This window comes from uncultured Desulfovibrio sp. (assembly GCF_949282365.1).
In the GTDB taxonomy this organism is placed as follows: Bacteria; Desulfobacterota; Desulfovibrionia; order Desulfovibrionales; family Desulfovibrionaceae; genus Desulfovibrio.
On sequence record NZ_CASDOY010000059.1, the window covers coordinates 1 to 11,372 of the forward strand.

9 protein-coding genes and 1 pseudogene are annotated in these 11,372 nt (G+C 67.1%); 5 read left to right on the forward strand and 5 right to left on the reverse strand.

The window, feature by feature from the left end:
* Positions 1-292: 292 nt before the first annotated feature.
* On the forward strand, positions 293-760 hold the full coding sequence (locus Q1X76_RS09160) for a periplasmic heavy metal sensor (RefSeq protein WP_300719430.1): 468 nt from the start codon (positions 293-295) through the stop codon (positions 758-760).
* Positions 761-1,116: 356 nt separating this feature from the next.
* On the forward strand, positions 1,117-1,713 hold the full coding sequence (locus Q1X76_RS09165) for a periplasmic heavy metal sensor (RefSeq protein ID WP_300719432.1): 597 nt from the start codon (positions 1,117-1,119) through the stop codon (positions 1,711-1,713).
* Positions 1,714-2,636: 923 nt separating this feature from the next.
* On the opposite strand, the gene Q1X76_RS09170 is transcribed toward Q1X76_RS09165, so the two are convergent.
* The 4 genes from Q1X76_RS09170 to Q1X76_RS09185 all read right to left on the reverse strand — a co-directional run bounded on the left by Q1X76_RS09170 (position 2,637) and on the right by Q1X76_RS09185 (position 7,484).
* A complete protein-coding gene (locus tag Q1X76_RS09170) occupies positions 2,637-3,896 on the reverse strand; it encodes an aromatic amino acid transport family protein (protein WP_300719434.1) in 1,260 nt (419 codons plus the stop codon).
* Between the two features lie 164 nt (positions 3,897-4,060).
* Entirely contained in the window at positions 4,061-5,467 is a 1,407-nt protein-coding gene (locus Q1X76_RS09175) for an L-serine ammonia-lyase (RefSeq protein ID WP_300719436.1), read from the reverse strand.
* 188 nt (positions 5,468-5,655) lie between these two features.
* A complete protein-coding gene (locus Q1X76_RS09180) occupies positions 5,656-6,336 on the reverse strand; it encodes a PAS domain-containing protein (RefSeq protein WP_300719438.1) in 681 nt (226 codons plus the stop codon).
* Positions 6,337-6,386: 50 nt separating this feature from the next.
* On the reverse strand, positions 6,387-7,484 hold the full coding sequence (locus tag Q1X76_RS09185) for a radical SAM protein (protein ID WP_300719440.1): 1,098 nt from the start codon (positions 7,482-7,484) through the stop codon (positions 6,387-6,389).
* Between the two features lie 157 nt (positions 7,485-7,641).
* Between Q1X76_RS09185 and Q1X76_RS09190 the strand changes: the two genes are divergently transcribed.
* The 3 genes from Q1X76_RS09190 (at position 7,642) to Q1X76_RS09200 (ending at position 10,343) form a co-directional block, all read left to right on the forward strand.
* A complete protein-coding gene (locus tag Q1X76_RS09190) occupies positions 7,642-7,929 on the forward strand; it encodes an integration host factor subunit alpha (RefSeq protein WP_072335293.1) in 288 nt (95 codons plus the stop codon).
* A 96-nt stretch (positions 7,930-8,025) separates the two neighbouring features.
* Positions 8,026-9,516, forward strand: a complete 1,491-nt coding sequence (locus Q1X76_RS09195; protein ID WP_300719442.1) for an MBOAT family O-acyltransferase — start codon at positions 8,026-8,028, stop codon at positions 9,514-9,516.
* 11 nt (positions 9,517-9,527) lie between these two features.
* The gene (locus Q1X76_RS09200) at positions 9,528-10,343 is read left to right on the forward strand and encodes a hypothetical protein (protein ID WP_300719444.1); all 816 of its coding nucleotides are present in this window, start codon (positions 9,528-9,530) and stop codon (positions 10,341-10,343) included.
* On the opposite strand, the pseudogene rny reads toward Q1X76_RS09200, so the two are convergent.
* Positions 10,259-11,236, reverse strand: a pseudogene (gene rny / locus Q1X76_RS09205) (ribonuclease Y); the annotation flags it as partial. The gene Q1X76_RS09200 and the pseudogene rny overlap by 85 nt on opposite strands.
* Positions 11,237-11,372 lie beyond the last annotated feature (136 nt).

Here is an 11,372-nt window from a genome sequence, read left to right on the forward strand (position 1 = left end):
CTGGCGGCCCCGGGCCCCGGGCGGGCCTGGCCGGCCGCGCGGGCCAGCCGGTGGCGGCGGGGGTCCAGCAGGGCTGCGGCAGCGGAAAAACAACGGCGGAGAAACTTCATGTCCGCACTATAAGCATGGTTTGGGTCCCTGTCACCTGAGCGCCGGATCATTGGCTTGCATGTTTTTTGCAAACCGGAGGAAAAGACAAAAAAATGCCGTCGGCCTGTGCCCGGCCTTTTCTTGCGCCTGCGCCACAGGCTTGATATGCCAGAAGCAGAGACCGAAAAAACAAGGTTTGCCTATGTGGAAAAATATAGTTGTGAGCGGTCTGGTGGTGACCTCGCTTTTCCTGCTGCCTCTCCTGGCGGTGGGCGGGGGACATCACGGGGGCCACGGACCGGGCGGGTACCGCAATGTGGACCAGTGGCTCCAGAGCCTGCCCCCGGACCAGCAGGACAAGGCCCGCGCCATTTTGGAGGAGGCCCGGCCCGGCATCGAGGAGACCCGCTGGCGCATCCGCCAGAAGCGGGAAGAGCTGGCCCACTTCGACTATGCGGCGGATTCCTCCGCCGAGACCCTGTCCCGCCTGGGCTGGGAACTGCAGGACCTGCGCGACCACCTGCGCCTGCAGCTTTCGCAACTGGAGAACCGCCTGCTGGAGGAGGTGGGCGTGAGTTTCCGGCGTGCGGGCAAAGGCCGGGGCTGCAACAGCATGATGCACCAGGACATGATCCACACCTATTCCCTGCAGGAAAGTCCCGCCCCCTGACCTCCGCTGGCGAAGCTTTCGCGCCCCGCTCCGGCGGGGCTTTTTTTGTGCCGTCCGCAGGGGGGACGGCGGCGCTTGCCGGGCCCGGAGCGGGTCCGCAGGCGGGGCGCGGCGGCTGTATGGAAATCGATCGCCTGTAAAAAAATTATCCAGCCCGCTCCGCAGGCTGCATAAAAACTGGACATCCCGGGGCCCTCCCGGACGGGCCGAAAGGGGCGCGGACGAGGGGCTGTGATGTAATATGCCGGATTATATCATCAAAGCAATCTTGGCACGGTGGTTGCTATATCCCGTGCAAAGGGCAAGACCCAAAGCCTGAAGAACCCCGCTCTGAAAAGAGCCAAAGGAGCATATATATGAAGACTTCCCGTGTTATGATACCCGCCCTGCTGGCCGCCGCCCTCATCGGCGGAACCATGACCTCTGATGCTTTCGCCGGTCCCCATCATCGCGGCCAGGGCTATGGTTACGGCCCCTGTTACGGTTACGGCAACGGCGGCTGCTGGGAAGGCGGCTGGGGCCATCACGGACACGCCCGCGGTTGGGGCTACCGGGCCATGTCGGACGAGCAGCGTGCCAAGTTCGACAAGATCATGGAAGAATTCGCTCCCCGCATGGAACAGCTGCGCGACAGCATCTACGTCAAGCGTCAGGAACTGCGGGCCCTGGAAAACGCCACCAATCCCGATGTGAAGGCCGTGCGCGAAGCCGCCACCGAAATGACCCGCCTGCGCAACGAGATGGCCGACCTGCACGATGCCCTGGGCGACAAGCTGGCTGCCGAAGTGGGCGTGCCCGAAGGCTTCAAGGACGCGCCCCGCGGCCCTCGCGGTCCCCGTGGCGATCGCGGTCCCGGCTACGATGGTCCCCGTGGTCCTCATGGCGGTCCCGCCTTCGACGGTCCCCGCGGCGACGGCCCCTGCTACGACGGTCCCTACCGCGGCCACTATTAAACGCTCTCCCCCGTCAGTGACGGAAAACAGATATCCGGCCGGGAGTTCCTCCTCCTTCCGGCCGGGCCTCCCGAAAAACAGCAACCTCCTTTGACAGCCACCTCTAACCGGAGCTCCCGCTCCAAGGAAAGCAGTCCTCTGGAACACCTGCCCCGGCCGGGGCCCCCCTTCCCCCGGCCGGGCCTGTCCAGAACGACGGACCTCCATACCGAGCTTGTCCCTCCCCGCCTCTGGCGGAAAACATAGCCGGCAGGGCGATCCCCCTTGGCCCTGCCGCAGCTCACAAGAGCATCCTCCTCCTTCACCATCACCTCTAACCCATCAGAACATCCTCCCTCTCAGGCCGGCCGCCCCTCCCCCAGGGCGGCCGGTCGTCTTTCAGGTCCGGGACGCATGACGTTTTGTTTCGAGGGGGAAGGAAGCCTGTCGCGTTGCTGTCGATGCCCGTAGCTTCCTCCGTCGCAACGGGCACGGCCCTGCGGGCCGCCCTTTGGGCGCTGCCCGCGCGAGCGGGCTTTCCCTTCCCCCAAGCCCTCATCCTTGCCCCGGAGCACTTTTTCCAATGAGCGCGGGCGCATGCGGCAGGTATCCTTCGCCGGGCATGCCTGGGCGATGATCTTTCGCTACTGGAAATGGATCGTAAGCCTTGTGCCGGCATGCCCCGGGGACGGCCGTCCGTGCGCGCCCGGCAGGCATGGCGGGAAACTGTCCGTGATGCACGGCCCTGTGCCGGGCCGTGCGGCAGCGGGGCGTGCTGCGGGGAAGGGCAGGCCCTGTCCGTTCCGGCCGGGTCGCATCTGTCTGCGGGGCCTCCTTCCCGGCAGTCGCGGCCGGGGCCGGCGTCCCCCTCGTCTGGCCGCAACAAAAGACGTCCGCCGGTCAGGGACCGGCGGACGTCTGCGCATGCCGCCGTGGGGCGGGCATCAGAACAGCTTGTAGAGCAGGGAAGAGATGGCCACACAGCCGGCGGCCAGCACGAAGGCATTGCTCCACTGGCCGCGGTAGCGGCGCATGGCCGGGACCTTGCGCACGGCGTACATGGGCATGACGAAGAGGATCATGGCGATGACCGGGCCGCTGAGGGATTCGATGATGTCCAGGATGCCCGGATTGAGCCAGCCGGCCAGCCAGAGGGTCACGAAGAAAAACAGCAGGATGCCCGTGCGCACGCCGCGCGAGCTGGCCGTGGCTTCGGGCCGGGAGGACATCTGGACCAGGATGCCGTGCAGGCCTTCGCGGGCGCCCAGGTAGTGGCCGAAGAAGGAACTGCCGATGGCCAGGAAGGCGATGAGCGGGCCGAACCAGGAGATGAAGGGATTGTCGAAGCGGTTGGCCAGATAGGAGAGCACGGGGATGTTCTGGGCCTTGGCTTCGGCCAGCTGGGCGGGATCGAGGCTGAGCACGCAGCTGAAGACGAAGAACATGACGAAGAGCACCAGGATGCAGGCCGTGGCGCGCAGGGTGCGGGCGGCCTGCTCCTCGGCCAGATCGCCGTAGCGGCGGCGCTGGGCCAGGGCGAAGGAGGAGATGGCGGGCGAGTGGTTGAAGGCGAAGACCAGCACCGGCAGGGTCAGCCAGAGCGTGCCAATGAAGCTGGCGGCATCGGGGATCCGCCCCAGCGCGGCCAGGTCCCAGTGCGGGATGAGATAGAGCGAGAGGCAGAAGAGGATGGCGCACAGGGGGTAGACCAGCCATTCATTGAAGACGAGCATGAAGTTCTCGCCCACCAGGATGACGGCCATCAGGGCCGCCACCAGGACGCCGGAGAGCAGCAGACGCGGCGGCGCGGCCATATGCAGCTGGTTGATGATGAAGGATTCCACCGTATTGGTGATGCCCACGGCATAGATGAGCAGGATGGGATAGATGGCGAAGAAGTAGAGCAGGGTGATGAGCTTGCCCGCGCCGGTACCGAAATGTTCCTCCACCACGGCCGTGATGTCGCTGTCGGCGCGGGAGGACGAGAGCACGAAGCGGGCCAGGCCCCGGTGGGCGAAGTAGGTCATGGGGCCCACCAGCAGGGTGATGACGACCAGGGGCCAGATGCCGGACATGCCCGCGTTGATGGGCAAAAAGAGGATGCCCGCGCCCACCGCGGTGCCGAAGAGGTTGAGTACCCAGACGATATCGAACTTGGTCCAGCGGCCGGGGGCGGCGGAGCCGGTTGCAGGGGTCTGCGCCATGAGGGATCCTTGCGGGTGAAAGGGTTGTCGGGGGGGGGCCGGCCGTGCCCTGCGGCGCGCCCGTCGGCGCGGGCTGGCCGGGCGGACAGGCGGCTGGCCCGTCCGGCTACGACCGGGGCCGCCCTCCGCAGGAAGACGGCCCCCGGGAGCGCTGCGGCTCCCGCTCAGCATTCCACCAGGCTGACGGCCAGGCCGCCTTCGCTGGTTTCCTTGAATTTGGCGTTCATCTCGCGGCCGGTCTCGTTCATGGCCCTGATGACGGCGTCCAGGCTGACCATATGCTGCGAGGAGGGCTCGCAGGTGGCCAGCAGGCAGGCGTTGTAGGCCTTGATGGCGCCCACGGCATTACGTTCGATGCAGGGGATCTGCACATAGCCGCCCACCGGGTCGCAGGTCAGGCCCAGATGGTGTTCCAGGGCCACTTCGGCGGCGTTCTCCACCACGTCCACGGCATAGCCGCGCGCATGGGCCAGCATGGCGGCCGCCATGCTGGAGGCCACGCCCACTTCGCCCTGACAGCCCACTTCCGCCCCGGCGATGCCGGCGTTGTGCTTGGCCAGGAAGCCCACGGCCGCCGAGGCCAGCACGCCTTCGCGCAGGGCGCGGTCGCCGATGTTCATGTTGTGGCGCATGGCGTAGAGCAGGGCGGGCATGACGCCCGCGGCCCCGCAGGTGGGCGCGGTGACGATGACGCCGCCCGAGGCGTTCTCCTCGGCCACGGCGAAGGCGTAGGCGTTGATCTGGCCCAGGAAGCGGTCCACGGCCAGGGGCAGCTCGCGGGCCCGCTGCAGGATGGTGCGGCCCTTGCGCCAGACCCCCAGGGTGCCGGGCAGCCGGCCTTCGGCCTCCAGACCGCGACGCACGCTGGCGTACATGGATTCCATGATCTCCTCCAGCTGCCGGAAGATGTCCGGGCGGGACATGCCGGTGATGGCGCTCTCGTTGTCCAGGATCAGTTCGTGCAGGGTCAGGCCGGTCGTGGCCAGCTGTTCGCGCAGCTGGCGCATGGTGCCGTAGGGATGCACGGGCTTGCCGCGTTCGGGCGGGGTCCAGCCCTTCCACTGGATGAAGCCGCCGCCCACGGAATAGTATTCCATGCTGAACAGGCTTTGGCCGGCGGCGTCCTCAAGGCTGATGCCCAGGGTGTTGCTGTAGGGCGCATCGTGCAGGATGGGGCCGTTCTCGATGTCCTCCAGGCCCACCTGCAGGACGACGTCCCGGATGCGCAGCTCGTGGCGCATGCCGGCGGCTTTGCCCAGCCTGTCCAGCAGGCCGGCGGGACAGGTCTCGGGGCTGGTGCGCAGCAGGCCGGCCAGCACGGCGGTATGGGTGCCGTGGCCCATGCCGGTGGCGCTCAGCGAGCCCAGCAGGGTCACATGGATGCGGGCGGCGCGGCGCAGCAGGTCCGGGTCGAGCGCCTCGCAGCGGCGGCTGAAATCCTGGCCGGCGCGCATGGGGCCGATGGTGTGCGAGCTGGAGGGGCCGGGGCCGATCTTGAAAAAGTCGAACAGCGACGTTTCGATGGCCGGACGGACGTGCAGGGCCATCCGGGGCGTGGGCATGGGAGTCATGGCGTCTCCTTGTGTGGACTGGCTGTGCCGGACGCAGGCGGAAGGCCTGCCGCGGGGCGGGCGCGGGACGCGCCGGTGGGGGAGGGAGAGAGGCGGGAGGGGCACCCCTTTGCAGCACATCCCCTTGTGCCTTGTGGCAGAGGATGTGTCAATAATTTTTAAGTTAAAAAATATTTTAATGCGTAAGGCTAATCGTTATTTTTCTTGAGCTGGCGCATGTAGTTGTAGACCGTATAGATGGAGACCTGCATCTCCTTGGCCACATGCTGCACCACGCCCTTGATGAGGAAGGCGCCCTCCTCGTCGAGGATGCGGATGAAGTCCTTTTTCTCCTCGCGGCTCATGAGCGAGGGATGCTTGCCGGCGCGCCGTATGGCCGCCTCGAGGATGGCCAGGCTGGTGTCGCCGGTGCAGGCGGCAAAGGTCTCGCTCGCGTCGCGTTCCAGGGGGGCCACATGCAGCAGGGTGTGCAGCACGGCCTGGAAATGCAGCAGGTCGGAAAGGTCGATGTTCATGCAGAAGGCGCCGATGACACGCCCGTCGGCGGTGCGCAGGAACGAGGTGGAGGATTTGAGGGACTTGCCGCCCGGCGTGGACGAGGGATAGCCCACGAGGTCTTGCACGGCGTCGCCCTGCTGGCGCCAGGCCTTGACCACGATATTGGTGATGGGCGCGCCCAGCTTGCGCCCGGTGAGGTTGCCTTCCAGATGGACGAGCGAGTGGTCGAGGTCGCGGAAATCGTGGATGGCGACCTCGCACAGCGGGCCCAGGGTCTGTTGCAGCATGCGGGCCTGGCGGACGGCGTTGTCGAAGATGGCGCGGGCTTCTTCACTGAGCGGCGGCAGGGGCCCGGAAGGGGCGGCAGGCATGGTCACCTCGCAGGCGGATGCGGCTGTGCGCAGGTTGGGGATGAGCGGGCTCAGACGGCCGGATGCAGCGCGGCCGCGTGTCCCGGCGTCCAGATGCGGTTGCGGCGCGTGATGCCCAGGGCCGCCCAGGCCCGTTCCAGTTCGCCGCCCGGACCGCGAAAAAAGCCCTGACACGAGCGGGGCAGGTACAGGGCTTGCGCCCGGGGCAGGCCGGGGGGCGTCGCGGCGCCGGTCAGCAGCCGTTCCAGCAGGGCCGCGGCCCGGGCCTCGTTCTCCGCCGCGCGGCCGCCTTGCAGGCCGAGCAGGCAGGCGCAGACATGCAGCCACAGCGCCCGGCCCAGCACGCGGCCGCCCAGGTTCCTGTCGGCGGGCCCGGCCAGCAGGGCGGCTTCCATGGCGGCTTCCGGGGCCAGGCCCATGCGGATGACGGGCACGCCGGCCCGGCGGGCGTACAGCCAGCCGCGCGCCAGCAGCAGCAGGGTCCGGGGCAGGGGCCAGGGCGTGTAGAGGCCGTTTTGCCAGCGGCGGGCCAGTTCCGTGCCCGCCAGGACCAGACAGGGGTAGAAGCGCAGCATGTCCGCGCCCAGGGCCAGGGCCCGGCGCACGTCGGCCAGAAAATCCTCCTCCCCATGGCCCGGCATGCCGGGCAGCAGCTGGACCCCCAGGGCCAGGCCCGCCCGGCGCACCAGACGGCAGGCGTCCTCTGCCCGCCCGCCGCTGTAGTGGCGCTCGCTGGCCTGCAGGGCCGTGTCGGCGAAGCTCTGGATGCCCAGTTCCACGGCGCGGCAACCGTGACGGCGCAGGTGCGCCAGCAGGGGAGCGTCCAGGCGGTCGGGACGGGTGGAGCAGCGGAAGGCGGTGACGCAGCCGTCCCGGATCAGGCTTCGGGCCAGGCGCAGGCAGGCGTCCAGCTCATGCGCAGGCAGGGCCGTGAAGGTGCCGCCGTAAAAGGCCAGCTCGGGCGCGGGCCTGCCCTGCCGCCGGCGGTGGCGCAGGGCGGCGGCGGCACTGCCCAGGATCTCGTCCAGGGGCAGGGGCCGCTGGCCGGTCTGCTCGTGCTGCGAGCAGAAGACGCAGCGCCTGGGGCAGCCCAGAAAAGGGATGAAGACGCTGAAGACCGGGACTGCCGCTGCAGGGGATCCCCACAAAAAAGCAAGTGAAACATGTGACATGGCAAAAAGCGAGCAGTAGCAGGGCCTGGCAGGCTTTATTGGGAGACAAAAATCTTGCCGGGAGCGCGAGTTGAGTATATCCTATAAAAAAGTTGTGCATATGTGAAGCGTGCCCGCGGCATAAGGATTGGATATGAAAAAAACACTGACCAAGGCTGACATCGTCGAGCGGATCTACGAGAGTACAGACAAAAATCGGGTTGACGTGAAGAACGTGGTCGAAAAATTGCTGGAGATCATGAAGAATGCCATCAAAAAGGACAACGCTCTGCTGATCAGCGGCTTCGGCAAGTTCGAAGCCTACGACAAAGCCTCGCGCAAGGGACGCAATCCGCAGACGGACGAGGCCATCACCCTGCCGCCGCGCAAGGTGGTGGTGTTCCGCCTGTCGCGCAAATTCAGGGCGGAGCTCAATTCCTGAGAACGCACGGCGTCCTGGACGATCCAAACCGTTTCTGTCTCCTCATTCCTCCCGGGGTGGCCGTCTTGAGATGCGCCGTGCCGGGAGATTTTTTGTATGCTGTTCCCTTCCTTCGCCTTCCTCTGCCTCTTTCTGCCCGTCCTCGTCTGGCTCTGGAGGATGACCGCCGTAGAAGACAGGGACAGGCTGTCCATGCTGCTGCTGGCGGCCTCGCTGCTCTTCGGGGCCTTCCAGGGCCTGGAGGCCCTGCTGCTCCTGCTGGGCCTGAGCCTGGTCAACTATGTTTTCGGCCTGCTGCTGGCCGACGAAGGCCGGCGCCGCCGCCGGCTGGGGCGTCGCGCCCTGCTGGGCATGGCCGTGCTGCTCAATGTGCTGGTCTGGTGCCGCTTCCGCCATCTGCCGGCCCTGTCGGCCTGGCTGGCCCAGTGGCAGGACGTCCTGCCCGTCATCTCCCCGGCGCCCATGCCCGCGGGCTTTTCCTTTGCCGTGCTCATCCAGCTGGCCTGGCTGCTGGGCGTCCATCAGCGCCGTATCCGGCCCGAAGGCGTCATGCGCCAGGCCCTGTTCGTCATCTGCTTCCCCTACGCCCTGTCCGGGCCGCTGGTCCGCTATGAGGAGATGGGCCCGCAGTTCGGGCGCCTGGGCCTGCCGGGGGCCGGCGATCTGGCCCGGGGCCTGGGCCTGCTGGTGCTGGGGCTGGCCAAGAAGGTCCTGCTGGCCGACAACCTCGCCCCGGCGGCGGACGCCGTCTTCCAGGCCGCCGCCCAGGGCCTGCCCCTGAGCACCGCCGAGGCCTGGCTGGGGGCCCTGAGCTATACCTTCCAGATCTATTTCGACTTTTCCGGCTATACGGACATGGCCCTGGGCGCTGCGCTCATGCTGGGCCTGCGCCTGCCGGAAAATTTCGCCGCGCCCTACAGGGCCACGGGCATGGTGGACTTCTGGCGCCGCTGGCACATGACCCTGGGCCGCTGGCTGCACGACTGCCTGTACCAGCCCCTGGGGGGCAGCCGTCACGGGCGGCCGCGCCAGTACGCCAACCTGCTCCTGACCATGCTGGTCTGCGGCATCTGGCACGGGGCCGGGCTGACCTTTGTACTCTGGGGGGCCCTGCACGGCCTGCTCCTGCTGGTCAACCATGCCTTCCGCCATCTGCTGCGCGGGGGGCCGGCCGGGCGCGTGCTGGACTTGCCGCCCCTGCGCGCCCTGTGCGTGCTGCTGACCTTTTTCTGCCTGGTCGTGAGCTGGGTACTGTTCCGCGCCGATGACCCGGGCACGGCCCTGCATGTCTGGCGCAGCATGTTCCTCTGGAGCGACGGCCACCCCCTGCCCCTGCAGGAAGGGCTGGCCGCCCTGCTGCCCGGCGGGCTGCTGGAGCCCCAGCTGCTGCTGCCCCTGCTGGCCGTCTGCGCCGTCATCGTCTGGTGCCTGCCCTGCAGCCAGCATGTGCTGCTGGGCCGTGCCGACGGCAGCCGCCCCTGGCTGGTCTGGCGGCCCAGCCTGGTCTGGGCCGTGGCCCTGGCCCTGCCGGCGCTGGCCTCCCTGCTGCTGATGCAGGGGCAGGCCTTCCTTTCCTTCCGCTTCTGACGGAGGCTCCCATGTCCGAACTGCAGCATCCGGCCGAGAGCGGCTGGCTGAAACGTTTTTTCGCGGCCCTGGCCGTCCTGGCCCTGCTGGGCGCGTTGCTCCTGCTGCCCTGGTCCGTGTGCTGGCTGACGGCCGGCGGGGAGCTGGACCAGGACGAGGTCGTGGCCCGGCAGGCCGGGGGAGGATTCGTCCTTTACGGGCCGGGCCTGCCTCTGGACATGCCCGCCTACAAGCTGGCCCTGTACGCCGCCGTGAAGCCCGGGCTGGTGGTCCTGGGCTCCTCGCGGGTGGGCAACCTGCGCGCGGCCTGCTTTGAGGCTTCCTTCGTGAACATGGCCGGGGCCGCCACGGATCTGGACAGCCTGTGCCTGCTGGTGGACAGGATGCTGGCCATCCACAGGCCCCGGGCTGTCCTGCTGGGTCTGGATTTCTGGTGGCTGACGGCAACGCCCCCGGGGCAGCCTCCTGCGCGGCCCTGCGCGCGGCCTTCGCTGCTGGATGCCGGGACGCTGCGGGCCCCCTGGCTCTGGTTGTGGCAGGGCCGCCTTGCCCCCGCGGACATGCTGCTGCCCCTGCGCGGCGGGCTGCGCGACGACCGCTACGGGCTGGAGGCCCAGCTGCGCGATACGGGCTACGGGCCGGACGGCTCCTTCTATGCGGGCGCTGTGCTGGACGGCCGCCTGCCCGCGCCGGACCATGCTTTTGCCCGCACGCTGCGGGAGCTGGAGGCGGGCGGCGGCATCTGGGCCGGGGGCCTTGCGCCGGACAGGGAATCTGCCGCCTGCACCAGCACGGCGAGCGCGGTCTCGGGATGCACGTCCTCATGATGGGCGGCTATGGCATGAACGATATCCTTGCCTTCGCCGTACTTCTTGGCGATATCCGCACCGATGAGCGCATGGGAACCTTCCACTTCGTGGTCCACGGCCTTGCCGATGTCGTGCAGAAGACCGGCACGCTTGGCGCGCTTGATGTCCATGCCGAGTTCGGCGGCCATCATGCCGCACAGGGCGGACACTTCGAGGGAATGCTGAAGCACGTTCTGGGTGAAGCTGGTGCGGTACTTGAGCTGACCGAGAAGACGGATGATGTCGGGATTGATGCCGTGCACGCCTGCGTCGAAGGTGGCCTGCTCGCCCACTTCGCGAATCTGCACCTCCAGCTCCTGCTCGCACTTGTGCACGATGTCCTCGATGCGGGCGGGATGGATGCGGCCGTCCTGAATGAGGCGCTCAAGCGCCATGCGGGCCACCTGACGGCGGATGGGGCTGTAGGCCGAAAGAATGACGGTTTCCGGCGTATCGTCGATGATGAGATCCACGCCCGTGGCCGCTTCCAGCGCACGGATGTTGCGGCCTTCGCGGCCGATGATACGACCCTTCATGTCTTCGCTGGGCAGGGTGACGGCCGTCACCGTCTGCTCGCCCACATAGTCGCCGGCATAGCGCTGAATGGCGGTGGCAAGGATTTCCTTAGCCTTGCGGTCGGCGGTCTCCCTGGCCTCAGCTTCAATTAGACGGGCCATTCTTGCGGCTTCATGACGGCTTTTGGATTCAAGGTCTGCAAAAAGCTGAGCCTTTGCTTCCTCAACGGTCAGGCCGGAAATGGCCTGAAGCTTTAATTCCTGTTCATTGATTGTGGTTTCAAGTTCTTCCGCGCGTTCGTCAAGGCAACGTTCCTTGCGGGTCAACTCCTTTTCCATGGCGAGAAGGTCGTCCTTGTCAAAGTTTGCAACGTCAGGAAGATTTCCGGCCACATCGCCGGTACTCATGGCGTCGCTGCTGGTCTGAAACAGCGAAATCTGCCCGTCTATATTCTTTCTCGCTGAATTCTGGGCCGATTCCATGAGCATCTCG

What these genes read in the sequence shown, in the direction of transcription:
- Q1X76_RS09160 (WP_300719430.1), top strand. Translation starts at nt 293, where the DNA reads ATGTGGAAAAATATAGTTGTGAGCGGTCTGGTGGTGACCTCGCTTTTC.
- Q1X76_RS09165 (WP_300719432.1), top strand. Translation starts at nt 1,117, where the DNA reads ATGAAGACTTCCCGTGTTATGATACCCGCCCTGCTGGCCGCCGCCCTC.
- Q1X76_RS09170 (WP_300719434.1), bottom strand. Translation starts at nt 3,896, where the DNA reads ATGGCGCAGACCCCTGCAACCGGCTCCGCCGCCCCCGGCCGCTGGACC.
- Q1X76_RS09175 (WP_300719436.1), bottom strand. Translation starts at nt 5,467, where the DNA reads ATGACTCCCATGCCCACGCCCCGGATGGCCCTGCACGTCCGTCCGGCC.
- Q1X76_RS09180 (WP_300719438.1), bottom strand. Translation starts at nt 6,336, where the DNA reads ATGCCTGCCGCCCCTTCCGGGCCCCTGCCGCCGCTCAGTGAAGAAGCC.
- Q1X76_RS09190 (WP_072335293.1), top strand. Translation starts at nt 7,642, where the DNA reads ATGAAAAAAACACTGACCAAGGCTGACATCGTCGAGCGGATCTACGAG.
- Q1X76_RS09195 (WP_300719442.1), top strand. Translation starts at nt 8,026, where the DNA reads ATGCTGTTCCCTTCCTTCGCCTTCCTCTGCCTCTTTCTGCCCGTCCTC.
- Q1X76_RS09200 (WP_300719444.1), top strand. Translation starts at nt 9,528, where the DNA reads ATGTCCGAACTGCAGCATCCGGCCGAGAGCGGCTGGCTGAAACGTTTT.